This window comes from Colwellia sp. BRX10-1 (assembly GCF_014077545.1).
GTDB lineage: Bacteria > Pseudomonadota > Gammaproteobacteria > Enterobacterales > Alteromonadaceae > Colwellia_A.
In genome coordinates this window covers 63,592-81,930 of sequence record NZ_JACGWC010000012.1, presented here as the reverse complement: position 1 = coordinate 81,930, position 18,339 = coordinate 63,592, and the positions used below count along the sequence as shown (strand labels likewise).

Here is an 18,339-nt window from a genome sequence, read left to right as displayed (position 1 = left end):
AACCATGCTTATTTAAGCTAATTTTCCTCAAAAATATCGACTTAATAATCCAGGGAGCCTTTTGTGCCATCTTCTTTTACCAGTAAACTGCCCAATCTAGATACCAGTATTTTCACAGAAATGTCGATGATGGCAAATCAATATCAGGCAATTAATTTGTCGCAAGGTTTTCCTGAATTTGATACTCCAGAATTTTTAAAAGATAAAATAAACTTAGCCATTAGTGAAGGTAAAAATCAATACTCACCCTCAAACGGTTTACCTGAGTTATTAACGCAAGTTGCCGCTATGGTGCATCGACAGTATCAAACAGATTTAACCACTGCACAAAAACTTAATGGCTTAAAAAACGTTACAATAACCTCCGGGGCTACCGAAGCACTATGGGTTGCAATACAAACGCTGGTTCGCCCAAATGATGAAGTTATTATTTTTGATCCCGCTTATGATTCTTATGAGACAGCCATTGAACTTGCTGGTGGAGTTTGTCGCCATGTCGCACTAGATGCGCCTAACTATGCAATAAACTGGTCCTTAGTTGAGCAAACAATTAATGAAAATACACGTGCCATTATTATCAACAGCCCACACAACCCAACGGGTTCAATACTGAGTGCTGCAGATCTTACTAGCTTACAAGTTTTGCTTGAGAAATATGATTTATATGTAATAAGCGATGAAGTATACGAACACATGACGTTTGACGGCTTACGTCATGAAAGTATTTTACGTTACCCTGATTTGTTTAAACGCGCCTTTGTCGTCTCTAGTTTTGGTAAAACCTTTCATTGCACCGGCTGGAAAATGGGTTATTGCGCCGCACCTGATGCGCTTACGGTCGAGTTTAGAAAAATTCATCAGTACGTTACCTTTTGTTCATTTACCCCGGCACAAATAGCTATAGCGCAAATGCTAAAACAGCACCCCGAGCATATCACCGAGTTATCAAATTTCTATCAGCAAAAAAGAGACTTACTGATCAATGCACTAAAAGACTCTCGCTTTAAAATGCTACCGTCAAAAGGTACTTATTTTTTATTGCTTGATTACTCTGCAATCTCAGCACTTAATGATCGTGAATTTTGTCATTGGTTAACCCAAGAAGTTGGTGTTGCCGCCATTCCATTGAGCCCCCTGTATCCCGCTGACAAAAGGGAGTCTTATCATAAAAACAATAAAGTAATCAGACTTTGTTTCGCAAAAAACGACGATACCCTACTTAAGGCCGCAGGAATATTATGTCAACTTTAACCATAGCCGCAGTGCAGTTCGATATTAGTTGGTTAGACAAACAAAGCAATTTTGATCGTTTAGAGCAACTTTTCAAAGATCACTTTACTGACCATGCGGCTGCCGATTTATTATTGCTACCAGAAACATTTTCAACCGGTTTTTGTATTAATAGAAAAGATGTGCAAGAGCCAGAAGATGGTGGCTCTGCTCTACATTGGTTAAAAAAAATAGCAAAGCAATATAACTGTGTAGTGGCTGGCACGGTTTTAGTGAGCCAAAATGATAAAAAAGTGAATCGTTTTTATTGGGTCTTTGCTGATGGTAGGGTTGAACATTATGACAAGCGCCATTTGTTTCGTTTAGGTAAAGAGCAAGACTTTGTTGAGCAAGGCCAGCACAGAAAAACAATCAACATTAGGGGTATAAAAATACTGCCTTTGGTTTGTTATGATTTGCGCTTTCCTGTTTGGTCGAGAAACCGCCAAGATTATGATCTTATGGTCAACGTTGCTAATTGGCCTGCTCCACGTCGTCATATATGGGATACCTTATTAAAAGCCAGGGCAATGGAAAATCAAAGTTTTGTCGTTGGAGTTAATCGTATCGGACCAGATGGTAACGATATGCCTCACTCTGGTGGCACAACTTTCATTAATTTTGATGGTGAAAACATACTTTCTGCCACTGATCACCAACAAAAAATCATCACAACCCAACTCGACTTCAGCAAACTTGATAAATTTAAAAATCAATTCCCCGCCTTTTTAGATGCAGATAAATTTGAGTTGTATTAAAAACCAGTCGATTTATTCTCGTAACCCAAAGCCGTTTATTGTTATAAACAAGACAAACCTAAAACAACATTATAAGTGGTTAAGTTGTTTTAGGTTTTTATACATTTTGATCATCTAACCTGAATTACTAGCAAACCAGCTCATTTAATTCACTTTTCTTTGAATTAACTGAATAAAATATATACTCTTTATGGCTAATTAAAGTTCGCCTATAAAACAAATTATAATAATTAAGCGTTTTTATAACTGGAGCATATAAGTAAATGAAGCGACTACTCGCGTTATTCCTCATCTCTGGCAGTTGTCTTGGTCAAGACTATATTAACCAATACACCAGCCATGCAGAAATGTTAAAACAATTAAAACAACTGGGTGTTCAAACTCAGCAAATTGGTACTTCACGATCAGGAAAGTCAATAATCGTGGCTCAATTTGGTGATAAAAGCTCACCAGCAATTTTGGTTACTGGCAACGTTGATGGCGATTATTTAGTCGGTACTGAACTTGCGATGCGCCTAATCGAGGATCTAAAGTCAGGTAAAGTCACCCGAAATGGTAAAAGTATATTTATCGTACCTATGCCAAACCCTGATGCAACAAGTTTTATACTGGGTAAAAATGGTTATTCAACGACCTTTAATCACTTAAAAACAGATGACGATAACGACCTAAAAATAAATGAAGACGGTCCTAATGATCTCAACAACGATGGTTTTATTTCTCAGTTAAGGATCTCAGACAGTTCTGGCCCATACAAAGCTAGTGAACAAGATGCCAGTTTATTAGTAAAAGTTGATCGCCTCAAAAACGAAGCAGGTCAATACCGTTTACTCAATGAAGGAAAAGATGACGACGGTGATGGTAAATTAGATGAAGATGGCTATGGCGGAACAGCAATAAATAAAAACTTTACCTATAACTATGACTATTTTGGTATTGGCTCTGGTGTTAATCAAGCATCTGAACCTGAAACGCGTGCCTTAATAGATTTTGTTATCGATCATCAAAATATTTTAATGACCGTTAATTTTTCTAAATACGACAACCTCCATGAAAACTGGTCGGCTAATAAAGTACTGGTAAGTGAATATAAACGTCCACTGGAAGCCTTTGATAAAATGCCTAAAGAAGATGTTGACGGTTATAAATTATTTACTCACCTATGGCAGCAAGCCCATAAAGACTGGCAGGTAAAAGCAGAAAACCGTGGTCGAGGTACTTTTCACGACTGGGCCTATTTTCACGGTGGTCGTTGGTCAATAGCCACCAATGGCTGGAATTTTAAGCAAATAACCATTGCCCAATCAGCTGACGTAGAAAAAAACAAAGAGGCTGATGTTGAAAAAAACAAAAACACATCAGCAAGCGAAGATACCAAAGAAGCTCGTTTGGTTACTAACGCCAAGGAAAAAAATCTACAAGGGGCGATTATACCGTGGACAAATATTTCACACCCAGACTTTGTAAATGAAAAGGTGGAAGTGGGTGGTTTTCGACTTGCCTATTTAAATAATCCTGATATTAGCGTATTTGCTGAAACTAAAAGTTCGGAATATATTACTTCCTTAACCACACTTTTTCCTGAGCTTAACGTGAGCCAGAGCGTAAAAAAAATAGGTAAAGATCTTTATCGAGTGACCTTAAAAATAAAAAACATCGGTAAACTTCCAACACAAAGCGCCATGGGTAAACTCACCCGTTGGATGCTTCCCGTAAGAGTTCAGTGGAATTTACCCAAAGAACAATTTATTGGTGGTAGCAAGCGGACATTATTAGCGCCTATCGCCGCTCATGGCGGTCAACAAGAAATCAAGTGGCTGATCAATACCAAAGGCTTCAATGATGCCTCATTTGAAGTATCTTCACCTGTCATCGATGCGGTGACACAAACCGTTAATTTTGGAGCTTAATCATGAAAAAAATATTGCTCACCTGCATTTTAACGGCCACAGCTTTGTTAACTATAACGGCACAAGCCGCAGACAAACTCACTGGATTACAGGCATTAGGTGCGCCTTTAGACCCAAAAGTAGATATTCGCTGGAATCGTTTTTATGACTCAGAAAGTACTATAACGATACTCAAAAAAATAAATAAAGCTTACCCTAAACTTACTCGACTGGAATCTATTGGTCAGTCTTACGAAGGTCGTGATATTTTTGTTATTAAAATTACCAATTATAACAACGGTGATGATACGACAAAACCGGCGATGTATATTGATGGCAATATTCACTCTAATGAGATTCAAGGTACAGAGGTTTCTCTTTATACCGCTTGGTATTTAACTGAAAGCTACGGAAAAGTGAAGTGGATCACCGAGCTACTTAACGATAAAGCTTTCTATATTGTCCCTACAATTAATCCTGACGGGCGTGACTGGTTTATGAAGCAGGCTAATACTGCGCACTCTCCTCGTTCGGGCATGGTACCTACTGACAACGATCTTGACGGTGAAATCGATGAAGATGGTCCAGAAGATCTCAATAATGATGGCCATATTACTCGCATGCGCATTAAAGATAAGGTACGTGGTACTCATAAAGAAGACGAGAAATACCCAGGTTTAATGGTACCTGTTGCAGAAGGTCAAACTGGCGATTACCGCATGTTAGGAGCTGAAGGATACGACAACGATGGTGACGGTCTTGTCAACGAAGATGGTAAAGGGGTTTACGAATATGATCCTAATCGTGATTGGGCCCATGAATGGGAGCCAGCTTATATTCAAAGAGGTGCACGCCGTTACCCTTTTTCATTAAAAGAAACCAGTGCAGTGGCTAAATTTGTTAAAGCTCATCGTAATATTGCTGCCGCGCAAAGTTACCATAATACCGGTGGTATGATTTTACGTGGTCCGGGTAAAGCCAATAACAAATATACCCGTTCTGATATTAGCGTCTATGATTTTATCGCCAACCAAGGTGAGCAAATACTACCCAATTACCGCTACCTCGTCGCTTGGAAAGATCTTTATCAAGTCTACGGTGGAGAATTTGATTGGTTTTATGGCAACAACGGTATTATGGCATTTACGAATGAACTTTGGACATCGGCTAATATGTTTCGCCCAAACGATAAAACAAGCGATAAATTAGGCAATCAAAATCACAATTTCAACAAGCATATTTTATTTGGTGATGCTTTTGTTCCTTGGACTAAAGTAAAGCATCCAATTTATGGCGATATAGAAGTTGGCGGTTTTAAGAAGAATTTTGGTAGAACGCCCCCTTCTTTCCTATTAGAAGAAGAAGCACACCGAAATATGGCCTTTACCTTATTTCACGCCTACCATATGCCACAGTTAGAAGTAACTCGTTCATCAACGCGCAAGCTCAGTAATGGTTTGTATGAAATAACGGTTAATATTGCTAATGAGCGAGCAATTCCGACAAGATTATCACAAGACATTAATAATAATTTGTCGTTTGAAGACCGCATATCGATTCTCTCGGATGACTTTTCAATATTAAGTGGGTTAACCGTTATTAGCGAAGGTGCCAACACACATACTGACCACGACTTAAACCCAGCAACGATTAAGGTCGCCACGCTTGCGGGTCACTCAACAACCATAGTGAAATGGATTGTCGATGGCAAAGGGACTTATAAAGTGACAGTAGACTCAGAAAAAGGCGGCAAGCACAGTAAAGCGTTTAAGTTTTAACAAAGAATATAAAGGTAATATTCTGCTAATAACATAGTAATGTAAAACCGGCCTCTGTCGGTTTTTTATTAGCCGTTATTTAACACTTCTCCCCTCTAGTGAAGTGCTAAAAATATTATAATACGCCTTACATACGAAACAGCATTGTTGGCATCAAAGCTTAGTCATCTTAAGCTGCTGACTTAATGATTGATCAGTTAATAAAAATTATTATTTCTTAGTCGTTAATACCTGATAATATTTGATAACTTAGTCTATTTTCAAAAAATTAAAATAAAATAAGAAGTCTTTTATGAATAATATGAAAAACATCATCACCAGTCTTTTGTTAATAATGATACTGGCCGCATGTTGCGGAATAGATCCCGCATTAAACACTATTGATAGATTTATTACTAAACAAGCGGTTGATAAAACAAACCCTGCTTGGAAAACGACGTTAAGTAAACCGCCATTACTGACCTTCACCCAAGGGAAAGATTACTTTTGGGAGCTGCAAACAAACCAAGGTAATCTGACCATCAAGCTATTCACTGACTCTGCGCCTATGCATGCTTCTAGTACTATTTACTTAACTAAATTGGGTTTCTATGATGAGCTAAATTTTCATCGTGTTATTCCTGGCTTTATGGCACAAGGTGGCGATCCATTGGGTAATGGCACGGGCAACCCAGGTTATAAATACGATGGCGAATTTAATAGTGACATAGGCCACAGTGAACCGGGTATGTTAAGTATGGCAAATTCAGGTCCAAGCACTGATGGCAGTCAATTTTTCATTACTTTTAACGCGACACCTCATTTAGACGGTAATCATACTGTTTTTGGTAAAGTAGTGACTGATTTAGAAGATAGCTTAACTAAAATTGAAGCCTTAGGTAGCCGAAGAGGTAAAACTAGAGAAGCGGTCAACATCATTAAAGCGTCAATCCGTATCGCCGACAAAGAATAACTTAATATTAATTCTTGCTGATCACATCAGATTGACCGGTGAGTAATAATCGCTTATTGGTGTTATCGGCAGATCAAAAAATTAATGTTCAAGATATGCATTCACGCTTAAAAGCCATGAATAAAACAGTCTTCACCTTGATATAAGTAAACATTATTATGTCTCAAGAAAAATAACTCACCTTTACTAAATGGCTATTATTTATTAACAAATTAAGATAGCCATTAACGTTTCTTTCTGACCATTTATTGTTCTACATCATATTTTTATTAAAGTTGAGTACTATAATATTTTTTACAATGTATTAACGTAAAGAAAGGTCACTAATGAAAGCAGCTGTTATTCATCAATTCAAAGACAAGCTCGAGATTAAACAACTTGATAAGCCTACAATTTCGAGTCATGAAGTTTTAGTAAAGGTTCATGCTTGTGGTGTATGTCATACCGACTTACATGCGTGTCATGGTGACTGGCCAGTAAAACCTAAGATGCCACTTGTTCCAGGCCATGAAGGTGTTGGAGAAATCGTTGAAGTAGGCGAGCAAGTTAAGCACCTTAATCTTGGTGACCGTGTAGGTATTCCATGGTTATATAGTGCTTGTGGATATTGTGATTACTGCTTATCTGGTAATGAAAACCTCTGTTTGTTACAGCAAAATGCAGGGTACTCTGTTGATGGGAGTTATGCTGAATACTGTAAAGCAGATGGCAACTATGTTGTAAAAATACCAGACGAGATTAGCTATGTAGATGCTGCCCCCTTGTTTTGCGCAGGTGTTACAACTTATAAAGCATTAAAAGTATCTACGGCTAAACCAGGTGAATGGGTAGCTATTTTTGGTATTGGTGGCTTAGGGCATTTAGCTGTGCAATATGCTGTAGCAATGGGCTTAAATGTCATCGCTATTGATACTGGCACTGAAAAATTGAAATTGGCTAAAGATTTGGGTGCCTCTTTTTGTTTAGATTTCAAGTGTGATGATGTTGTAGCAAGAGTTTTAGCTGAAACAGGCGGCGTTCATGCCAGTATTTGTACCGCTGTTAGTAAAAGTGGCTTTGAACAAAGTTACCAAGTTATTCGTCGTGGGGGTAAGTGTGTACTAGTTGGCTTACCCGCCGAAGATATGCCGTTACCTATATTTGATACTGTTTTAAATGGTGTTAGCGTTGTCGGCTCTATTGTGGGTACGCGTAAAGATTTAGTTGAATGCTTAGATTTTGCCGCTAGAGGAAAAGTTAAAGCGATCACCATTGAAAAGTCACTAGAAGATATTAATGATATCTTTGAAGATATGATCAACGGCGAAATTACCGGTCGAGTGGTTATGAAGTTTTAATCATTTCTATCTAGCTATTGGCATTTGCAACTAACGCAGCAATATCTTTGGTAATTTGAGTTGGAAAATTACAATCACCGTTTATTAGCCCAATAACCGATATATCTAAACTCGATGCATAAAGCACAATTAATCGTTATTAATAAATAAAAAAACCGGCAGATGCCGGTTTTTTATTTTTAACTACATGCGTTATTCTTATTAAGTTATTTGTAATATTCAATAAGATAATAACGAATATTTATTAAAGTGAGCTTAAACGCAATTTATTGAAAAACCTCATCTATTGCAATCACTTCAACATTTTTAGACGGCAGTGTTAGCTTGTAACTTTCAATGATTTTATCTGTCGCTAAAAGCTCTGCTGGCTTATCACTGTTATATGTTAACGGTGATACTTGTTCAGACAACAAACGTTGCTTCATGTCTTTACCATCGTCTGAAATGAAAACATAATGAATATCATCTGTTTGTAAGTTTTCTTTGATAACACGATTAACATCATCTAATGATAGTTTTGCAAATTGATCGCGAACGTACTTAACAAACTCTTCTGTTTGATAAAACTCACTATCAAGTGCATAACCTAACTGTTGATCTTGGCTGGCCACTAATTGCGGTGCATAGTTCGTTAAGTAATTACGTGTTGCTTGAAAGTCTTTTTCGCTCATGCCCTTTTCAATCAAGTTGTCCAATTCATACAAAGCGGCACGCGTTGCGAAATGAGCATCATTATTTGAACGTAAAGGACGTAACCACACTTGAAAAATTTGACTAGAACGACCTAAATTTGCATCAGGTTTAGTTTGGTACATCCCTCGTGGAAAATATTCAATATAAGAATAATCTCCATAGTTCATACCACGCGCTTGACGAATTTGTTGATACAAGTAGCTGTTAGAACTACGATGTTCACCAAAGTATGAACGCACTAACCAAAGTGCCGCCCAGTCTTTATCACTGCGTATAGTATCAATGGGAAAACCAAAAGATACCGCTGTAGATTGCGCACTTTTTTCTATAATTGTCGCATGATGACCTTTTAAAACGGGTGCTTTAGCAATTGTTAAGCGCTTTTCATCACCGACGGGTAAAGTCGCTAAATCTGTCATTAATTGTGCTTTTAAAGCACTAGGCATAGCGCCAGTTATACCTAAGTTTAATTTTGCTTGGGTAAGTTGGGTGTTGTAGAATGCTTTAACATCTTCAAGAGTAATTGCGGCTAAGTCAGACAAATCACCACTATTGTAGTTTTCGTAAACATGCCCTTGATAAAGTTCGCTATAAAGCACCTCTTTACCTAATTCTTCATCATTAGAAGATTTAAGACCTGATTTAATACCGTCAACAAGCTCTTTTTTCAGACGCTTAAAATCGTCTTCACGCCATCCTGGATTCAATAATTGATCGCTAATAAGTTCGTACCACTGAGTAGCATTATCTTTATGCACCCGGCCAGTAAATGACATCATTTCTTTATCAAGCTGCGACGAAAAACGTCCAGCTAAAGGGTATAAACCTTTCTTAATATCTTGATAGCTTTTTGTTGCCGAGCCGCCTTGAGTTAACATACGAGCGGTTAAAGCCGCTACCCCTTTTTTACCGGCTGGATCTGCTGCAGCACCGGTATAAAATAAGAAGTTAACATCAATCAACGGTGAGTCATTGGTCTTATCTAATACCGCAAACTGTGGAGTACTCGGCTGCGAATTTTTCATGACTATTTTTGCAACGGCGCCATTTAAGTCAACTTCTTGTTCGAAGTCGGCAATCTCATCTAATGCTGATAAAGTCACTGTTGTGCGGTTTTCATCAATAAAGTATTCATTAGCAATACGTTGAATATCTTCAGCTGTAATATTGTCAAAGCTATTATAGAGGTGATTAATCGTTTCGGGATCGCGGTCAAAATGCATATAACTCGCCAATGTTGAAGCGATAGACTCTGATGAATCTAAACTATTAACAAAACTATATTTTAAGTTAGACTTTAAGTTATCAAGTTTTTCTGAAGAAACGAGCTCAGTTCTTACTTGTGCGTAAGTACGGTTTACTGCATCACGAACCGTTGCTAGGTCTTTTTCATCATTCACTTTGATAAATACGTGACGTAAGCCAGCATCTTTTGTTTCAGGGTTGTAGTTAAACATTTGGCTAGCCAACTGCTTATCAACAACGAGTTCTTGATACAATGCTGAGTTATTGGAAAAATACAATTCAGAAATTAAATCTAAAGCCGCGCGATCTTTTTTCTTGGGTTGCCAATCAGCACCTTTATAAGAAACGAGTAACCAGTGACCCGGTAAGCCATCGAATTTTTCATGAACATATTTCGCAGCTTCCTGTTTTGGCTCAGGTGCTATAGTGCTAACAAAATCACCTTTTTGCCAATTTCCCCAATGCTTCTCGACCATGGCCATTGTTGCTTCTGGTTCAACATCACCGACAATTACTAAAGAAACGTATTCTGGCTTATAGAATTGTTTAAAGAACTGTTCACCATATGCAACTTGATCAGGCATTGCTTCTACATCTTCAAAGAAGCCCATAGTGGTATGCTTATAAGTATGAGTATCGAATGCTTCTTTTCGCACCGCCGCTAACAACTTTCGAGTTGGACTAGCATTATTTTTTAAATACTCACCTTTTACCGTTAAGGCTTCTGTTTTAAATTGTGCTTCGGTGTACTTTAGGTTTTTAAAGTGATCCGCTTGAATCTCTAATACTTTATCTAAATGATCTTTAGAAAAATCTAAATGATAGTTAGTATAATCGTTGGTGGTGTAAGCACCGTTATCAACACCGGCATTTTTAAATAAATCGGCATAAACAGCTTGTGGAAATTTTTCTGAACCTTTAAACATCATATGTTCAAAGAAGTGGGCAAAACCTGTTTTACCTACTTCATTTTCATCACGAGAACCTACAGAAACGGGGATTTGTACTGAAACAAGATCTGGATAGTCTGTTTTTACCACTAAGACACGTAAACCATTAGCCAACTCTTTGAACAAGTATTTTTGGCTAAAGACTTTGTTTGCACTCTCTTGGCTTGATTGCTGTGACATACTATTGCCAGAGTCGTTGCTGGTTGCCATACAGGCGGATAACGTTAAACTTGCAGCTATGACAGCCGCTAAATATTTCTTTTTCATCATAGTTCCCTTTATTTTTATTGCTGTATTTTATGTAACTCTGAGAAATTTTTCATTAAATTTTTGAGGATAAGCCACGACATCATGTAACAAAATAAGTACGGGTCATAAATAAAGAAATAAAATGGGAAGGCAATTATTTTATAACCAATTAACGTTTCTAAAATATCTTCTCAAGTCGGCTCAAATAACAAACCCAATAATATTATCGGGTTTGTCTTCATAAATAGGTATGGAGTAAAACATTTTTTCTTGTGCTTATGAAAAAACTCTCTGATTCGACGTTCACGCATACTATAGATATATGAGCGATAGTGTCATTAGTAGATATTAGCTCTCACCTCCATGACGAGAATGTAAATACAGATTAATCGTTAATAAAGATAAAAGAACCAACCAAATATGGGAATAGCTATAGGTAAAACAATCAAGATGCCCACACTTCGATAGACTTTAGCTTTAAAAAACACACGACTCACCGATGGCATATCTTTCCTTGAAATAGTTAAGCCAAAAAATGGCTTTAACAATGGTAGCCGACGAATAGCTTCATAACTAATAACACATATAGATAATGTTCCTACCAAAACCAGCACTGCTTCTACAGCTCCGCCAAGCTCGAATGGGCTGAGTAATGAACCAATACAGATAATCAACGTTTGATGTAAAATATATACGGGATATACCGCAGGATTAAGGTATTGAATCACCTTGTTTTCTTTATTTAGGTAAGTATAGGCATAGCCAAATATACTCACTAACCACAACCACTTATTCGCTGCTGACGCTAAACTAAAAATAATTTCCATTTGACTATTTATAGCAACACTTTCATCCAAATAAATAGTTTGATAGCGATAAATAAGAAGCATATAACTAATAGCAGCAAGCCCTAATGCTAGCTTTCTTACTTTCTGCATTGCTAACCACCAGCCTTTCTGATTTGCAATTAAGAAACCCGTAATAAAGAAGGTAAAGCCTGTGGCCTGGCGTAATCTATCACCTTCGAGTTGTTTAAAAACAAAATAGTCAAGTGCAAACAGTATAAGCAAAGGGATAATTAACACACTGTACAGGCCAACTGCATCGCTATACTTTTTAACCGCTTTTGATATTACAGGTAAATACAGTAAGGGTTGAAGAACTATCAGCACCAAAGTAAAAGCCCATAACTCTCTTAAATACCATAAATGATTAACATCGATATGTGGCAATATTCCCGATTTATATTTATCAAAAATGGGGTTGTCTAAATCGAAAAAGATTTGCCAAAATTGCCAGAAAGTTAATTCCATATCGCCATTAAATTTCATTTCAAAATACAGTTGTGGCGGTACTATAAATAGAATACCAAAGGTTAAAGGTAGTAATAAACGTATGGTTCTACTTGTTAAGAAATTACCTATGGATAGTTTTTGCAGGAGAAAATAAGATGCAATACCTGAAATCATCCATATTAATGCCATACGCCATGGTTGAACCACTAGCATAAGGTTTGCCAAAAAATTGCTTTGGTAATTACTTTTGATATGCCACTCCCACCCAGCAACATAAAGCATGCATGTGTGATATAAAATTAATAGTCCAAACGCAAAAACTCTAAGGTGATCTATATCGAATCGTCGGTTATTATTGCTCTCTAAATTTATGTTCATAAGTCAGCCTTTGCGATTTTAAGAAGACTATTTAATCAATTCACAGTAAACTCATCAACACCTAAGTAATTGAATCTACTGTTTTTGTGATAAGAGGCAAGCTGATGTGATAAGATTTTACGCATCACTTTTAAGGAATTTTTAATTTGCTACACCCGTTATATGAAAAGTATCAAAAACAGCTTGAAGTATCATATTGGTTACTTATTGGTACGATTACCGCACTGGTCAATAGCTTCTCAGTCCTTGACGATTATCAGCGCCGAGGGTTGTCTATTGAGCGATGGCAGCCATTTGTTTGGGAATTTTCTAGCCAAATTTCAATCTTTATTTTGATTCCTATACTGTTTTATATAGACAAAAAACATCCAATTAATATTAGTAAAATTAAACAGAGTCTTTTATTACACCTTCCGCTTTCTATAGTCTTCTCTGTATTACATGTTTATCTAATGATAGCTTTACGACACTTTTATTATTATTTCAGTCAAAGCACTTATGATTTTGGAGACTGGTCAGTAGAACTGATTTATGAATATCGCAAGGATTTAGGCAGCTATATTTCAATCTTAGCTACATTTTATATCTATAGATTCATTATCAGCCGACTACATAATGAAGCAAGAGAAATAGAGGTTGGTGAAGGTCCACAAGGCTCAATTTATGTAGAAAGATTAATTGTAAAAAAAATAGGTAAAGAATTTATTATTAGGGTGAGCGATATTACTTGGGTCGAAGCATCAGGCAACTATATGAATTTGCATATTGGTGAGAGTTGTTATCCAATTAGAACGACAATGGCTGATTTGGAAAAAAGGTTAGATCCACATCAATTTGTAAGAATTCATCGTTCTACAATGGTAAATTTGGACTTAGTTAAAGAAATTATCGCGTTAGAAACAGGTGATTTTTTATTAACGCTAAATAATGGGCGTCAACTGAAGTTATCACGGCGTTATCGTGATGAGGTAAATACTCGGCTCGCTGGGTAGTGGGATTAACTATGCCACCCATAAGATGAGTAACTATGCCACCCATGATTAACTCTGCCACCCATAATAGTGATTAACTCTGCCACCCATAATAATTTAACTATGCCACCCATGATAATAATTGCGATTAACTATGCCACCCATAATAATGGCCAAGTTCTTTGCACACTTAAATAGGTATTATGTTTATTTTGTGGAGTAAAACTAATCGGAGTTAATCAATTTATCTATTTCAATCAGATTGTCTAATATGAGGTCAACGACCTAAAGGCTCACGCTGTGCGTAAAATAACTTAATGCGTTATTTTTTCTTGTACCTACTTGTATCTAGATTAACTCCTTTGGTCACTTTGTAAGAACTTTGAAATGGTTCGATATAATAGATTCATATCTACAGGCTTAGGGATACAGTCATTCATTCCGTTTGCTAGGTAGTGTTCTACATCACCTTTCATTACGTTTGCGGTGAATGCAATTATGGGCTTATTAAATTGCTTATTCCTGAGTTCATTACTTGCTGTAACGCCATCCATCTCTGGCATTTGAATATCCATCAACACGATATCAGGGGAAAAATTAAAGGCTAAGTTTACGGCTTCTCTACCATTATTTACACAGTGTAATAATGCATGAGTCGGCTTTAACATGGCACAAATTATTTTTTGATTAATTCTATTATCTTCTGCAATTAATATTCTTTTATTTGACCAGTCTGGTGCTAAGTCGTTACTGATAATTTTTGGATTTTTAGCTGCCACTAAAGGTGAGATAATAGATCTAGATTTAGATTTAATTGTAAAAATGAATGTTGACCCTTCCCCTTTTTTACTGGTGACCGTTAAGTTACCTCCCATTAATGTTGCTAAGCGTTTTGCAATTGATAGACCTAACCCAGTTCCACCAAACTTCCTAGTGATCGATGCATCTGCTTGGCTAAAGTTTTGGAAAAGATTGTTGATTTCTTCTGTGCTCATACCTATACCTGTATCAACCACTTCTGAAGTTAGGTATGACACTCCATTGATGCTCTTTTGAGTAATATAAACATTAATGGCGCCAGTATCAGTAAACTTAGTTGCATTGGTTACAAGATTAAGTAATACCTGATAAAAACGAGTAGGGTCACCTGTCCACAACGTATTTTTACTGGTTTTATTGATGAAATTGAGCGATATACCTTTCATATCTATATCTAACTCTACGTTTGAGTTGATTGAATCTAGAATAGGCTGTAGTTCAAATTCGATATTTTCAATATCTAATTTATTTGCTTCGATTTTTGAAAAATCTAAAATATCATTCAAAATTCTTAATAAATTTTTGGCTGAAAAAATGGCGGTGTCGATCAGGGTGTTTTGTTTTTCGTTGGGATGTTCTAAACGCAATAACTGCATCACCCCCAAAACACCATTCATAGGGGTTCTTATTTCATGAGACATATTAGCTAGAAACTGCGATTTTATTTCACTAGCTTCTTCTGCTTTAATTTTTTCAGCTTCGTAAGCCTTTGTTCTTAATTTAACTTGTTTATCTAACTCAGTTAATGATTGTTGATACTGAGAAGACATAAATGTCAGCACAATATATAAATTTGTCGCAACAAAAATAGTGGTACCCAACATGAGTAACCATGCATTAACAGAAGTGTGATACTCATCAGCATTGACTATATAAGTAAGATGGCCGGTAATATAAGCAATACCAATAGACGTAATAATGATAAATCCAACGGCAATACTAATTAATGCCGAAATACGATCAAAAAGTAGACTGCATAAAGCAGTGTACATAATCATCAGTAATATCCCCGCACCAAATAAGCCAAATTGAATCATGCCGCCAATTGCTAATAATAGAAAACAACTAGTAATGAAATAAGCTTTAAATTTGTAGAAGACTTGCTTACGAAAAAAAAATATAGCTGCTGAAATAAAGTACATACTAATTTGAATGCCCATTATGGGCTGGAAACCAATATTAGAAATTCTAAGAAGAGAGCTAATTAAGGCCGGAGTAGAAAATATTATAAACACTAATAGTAATCGATTAGCCAGATGACTATTAATTTCCATGCTCGGTGTGTTTAACATTAATTGACGGCCTTAATAAAGAATCTTTTATATATGTGAACAATATTAACTTAATTGTATTTGTGTATAGCCATTTAAGCAAAATTTGAAGTAATGTTTAAATTACTATGCCACCCATAATAACAATAAATAATGATGATAAGCCATTTCTTGTCTTTTTAGCTTATAACAATACCTATTGATAAGGTAAAGCGAGTTTCTATAGTCCTTTATCGCAACTACTTTTTTAAAACATCAAATGATAGCCGAGTTAAACCCACCACTCTAAAAGAGTAGTACGATTACGCCTTATTCATAAAAACGTTATGCGCTATTCAAGCAAGCCTGAGCATTCGCTATACCATGTGTTCGCTGCAAACCAACATGCTCACTAAATTCACATAAATGCTCAGCAGTACCGACAGCGCCTGTGAAGATAGTTTCAAAATCCGTCGTAAGCTTTAGCCAACTTTCATCATTGATATGTAACCTCGCGAGGATAGTTGCGCTAGTAGTGTCGATGGCGCCTCGTTTATCATCACGCAGGAGGCGTCCTGTTTCATCAACCAGAGTTAAGTAATCTTGTAAGCTAAAATAAATACCCGCGCCAGTTGATTCTTGATGGGGTTCATTACCCATAAAAGGTAATAAACAGGTCGGTTGCTCACCGGTTATAGCCGCTTTAATGCGTCGTTGAATACTGGTGAAGTCAGACTGCTCTGGGGTAACTGCAATACCTGCTCGTATAGGGTTTAAATCAACATATGCCATACACGACAGTAACGCCCCTTCATCAAGCAGTGCTTGTGATTTAAAGCGCCCTTCCCAAAAGTGCCCGGTACATTGGTCTTCTCGGTTAGCTTGTCGGGCTATCGGCTCGTTCAATGAGCGCATAAACCAACTGATATCAATTAAACGCTGCTTATAAATCTCAGCCGTACTTTCAACCGTCGCTAATTGAAACTTATCAAGCGGTTGTTTGTTCAAATATTTTTGAGTTAATAAGGTCCCTTTGAATAATTGATGCCAACGTTGCAATACCTCATCGGTTGACCAGCGCTCTATTGGCTCACTATCGACATGCAAGACAATATGTAAATGATTATGCATGACAGCATAAGCACAGATATATATCGAAAATACCTGAGATAATGTAAATAATCGCTTTTCAATCCATCTGCGTCGATGCTCAAAACTAATACCCGTCTGCTTATCTACGCCACACAAAAAAGCCTTGCGTACCGTTCGACTGCAAATGTGATAATAAGGTGTATCCAATAAACTAATTTGTTGTGAACGAGGCTTAGGCATAACAATCACCCGACTGAATAAAGGTAACTTAAGTCTAGTTTATTGAACGAAACCTGCATAAGTTATTATGGATGGCCTATTAGGAAGGAAGAAGCGTCTCGAACGAAAACTGCATAAGTTATTATGGGTGGCCTATTAAGAAGGAAGAAGTGTCTCGAACAAAAACTGCATAAGTTATTATGGGGGGGCTATTATTGTGACTATTTTGTCAGTGAACGCTATTCGAAAAAGCAAACATTTAAATGTTTCGTCTTGCACAACAGCAAGCCAGTCAGAGGAAAAATAGATACCCTAACTGGCATTTAAAGCAACCAATAGTAATGCATTTTGGGCTATTTTACTTCAATTAACACTTCGTTGTGGCGAAGCCATGGGATAGTGAAAGGACCATTGTAGGCTGCGTTAATAGGCTCGCTAACTGCGGTATAGCCGTTTTTCGTTATCCAGCTATTGAGGATTCGGGTTTGTGTTTCAACATTACTATCACTGAGCAGCCCGCTGAACTTTATCACCACGACTTTGTAATCCTTTACTTCTGTTATCCATACATCTGGATTGGTTGGCTTAGGGGTACTTTGTATTGTAAAGTCGGCAGGCATTACAAATGACATTACTTGTTGTTCTGATCGCTCTTTCATAAACACCGGAGCGGTCATAGTGATTTTGGTCCCCTTAGATACTGCCTCTGATTCATCCATCAATACAGGTGCTGTCATGGCTATTTCTGTGGAGCCTTCATTCTCACCAGTAATATATCTGAACAGATTCCTGAAAGCACCGTTCATTCCGTCGGCTGACATGTCGGAGGACACTAGCACTATCGATTCATAGTTACGCACTTCAATTTTCTGTACCTGATCAGATTTCAATAGTGTATAAGGCGCGTTTTCAACTCCACTTTCTCCAAACACGGAGCAACCGGCCAAAATCAGTGGAACAAGAAGTGCGAAAAGTAATTTCATAGAGTTTCCTTGAGGTCTTATAAAACAGTGTTTATCACTGTTTTCATTTTTTATTAAGACTAAATACGTAAAACTGGGAAATTAGTTCAATTTTATCTTCAATAAAACCTGTTGGTTGCGGTTGACTAGTGCTGAATTACAAGAAAGCCGATATCGGCTCACTTTTCTAACCGTAATAAATAAAAAGGCGAATCATTTCTGATTCGCCTTTT

At 37.0% G+C, this 18,339-nt stretch carries 12 protein-coding genes; 7 read left to right on the top strand and 5 right to left on the bottom strand.

Features of this window, described 5'->3' with window-relative positions:
* Positions 1-120: 120 nt before the first annotated feature.
* From H4J75_RS11550 to adhP, 6 genes are all read left to right on the top strand, one after another.
* On the top strand, positions 121-1,251 hold the full coding sequence (locus H4J75_RS11550) for a methionine aminotransferase (RefSeq protein WP_259366379.1): 1,131 nt from the start codon (positions 121-123) through the stop codon (positions 1,249-1,251).
* A complete protein-coding gene (locus H4J75_RS11545; RefSeq protein WP_182222209.1) occupies positions 1,239-2,027 on the top strand; it encodes an amidohydrolase in 789 nt (262 codons plus the stop codon). Before H4J75_RS11550 ends, H4J75_RS11545 begins: the two co-directional genes overlap by 13 nt.
* A 263-nt stretch (positions 2,028-2,290) precedes the next feature.
* Positions 2,291-3,937 (top strand): M14 family zinc carboxypeptidase, encoded by a 1,647-nt coding sequence (locus H4J75_RS11540; protein WP_182213913.1) that lies wholly within the window; start codon positions 2,291-2,293, stop codon positions 3,935-3,937.
* Positions 3,938-3,939: 2 nt separating this feature from the next.
* A complete protein-coding gene (locus H4J75_RS11535; RefSeq protein ID WP_182222208.1) occupies positions 3,940-5,694 on the top strand; it encodes a M14 family metallopeptidase in 1,755 nt (584 codons plus the stop codon).
* A gap of 292 nt (positions 5,695-5,986) precedes the next feature.
* The gene (locus H4J75_RS11530; protein WP_182222207.1) at positions 5,987-6,646 is read left to right on the top strand and encodes a peptidylprolyl isomerase; all 660 of its coding nucleotides are present in this window, start codon (positions 5,987-5,989) and stop codon (positions 6,644-6,646) included.
* A gap of 326 nt (positions 6,647-6,972) precedes the next feature.
* Positions 6,973-7,983 carry an alcohol dehydrogenase AdhP gene (gene adhP, locus H4J75_RS11525; RefSeq protein WP_182213919.1) on the top strand — a complete coding sequence of 337 codons (1,011 nt, stop codon included), beginning with the start codon at positions 6,973-6,975 and terminating at the stop codon, positions 7,981-7,983.
* A 266-nt stretch (positions 7,984-8,249) separates the two neighbouring features.
* Here adhP and H4J75_RS11520 read toward each other — a convergent pair whose 3' ends face one another.
* Both H4J75_RS11520 and H4J75_RS11515 read right to left on the bottom strand, forming a co-directional pair.
* Positions 8,250-11,138 (bottom strand): pitrilysin family protein, encoded by a 2,889-nt coding sequence (locus H4J75_RS11520; protein WP_182222235.1) that lies wholly within the window; start codon positions 11,136-11,138, stop codon positions 8,250-8,252.
* Positions 11,139-11,512: 374 nt separating this feature from the next.
* Positions 11,513-12,793, bottom strand: a complete 1,281-nt coding sequence (locus H4J75_RS11515) for an acyltransferase family protein (RefSeq protein ID WP_182222206.1) — start codon at positions 12,791-12,793, stop codon at positions 11,513-11,515.
* Positions 12,794-12,939: 146 nt separating this feature from the next.
* Here H4J75_RS11515 and H4J75_RS11510 point away from each other — a divergent pair, with 146 nt between their 5' ends.
* Positions 12,940-13,785, top strand: coding sequence for a LytTR family DNA-binding domain-containing protein (locus tag H4J75_RS11510; RefSeq protein WP_182222205.1), 846 nt, complete (start codon positions 12,940-12,942; stop codon positions 13,783-13,785).
* A gap of 332 nt (positions 13,786-14,117) precedes the next feature.
* Here the strand turns inward: H4J75_RS11510 and H4J75_RS11505 are convergent, their stop codons facing one another.
* The 3 genes from H4J75_RS11505 to H4J75_RS11495 all read right to left on the bottom strand — a co-directional run bounded on the left by H4J75_RS11505 (position 14,118) and on the right by H4J75_RS11495 (position 18,127).
* Positions 14,118-15,857 carry an ATP-binding protein gene (locus tag H4J75_RS11505; RefSeq protein ID WP_182231407.1) on the bottom strand — a complete coding sequence of 580 codons (1,740 nt, stop codon included), beginning with the start codon at positions 15,855-15,857 and terminating at the stop codon, positions 14,118-14,120.
* Positions 15,858-16,178: 321 nt separating this feature from the next.
* Positions 16,179-17,165: a transposase gene (locus H4J75_RS11500; RefSeq protein WP_182222203.1), complete on the bottom strand. Its 987-nt coding sequence runs from the start codon at positions 17,163-17,165 to the stop codon at positions 16,179-16,181.
* Between the two features lie 332 nt (positions 17,166-17,497).
* Positions 17,498-18,127 (bottom strand): heme-binding protein, encoded by a 630-nt coding sequence (locus tag H4J75_RS11495; protein ID WP_182222202.1) that lies wholly within the window; start codon positions 18,125-18,127, stop codon positions 17,498-17,500.
* Positions 18,128-18,339 lie beyond the last annotated feature (212 nt).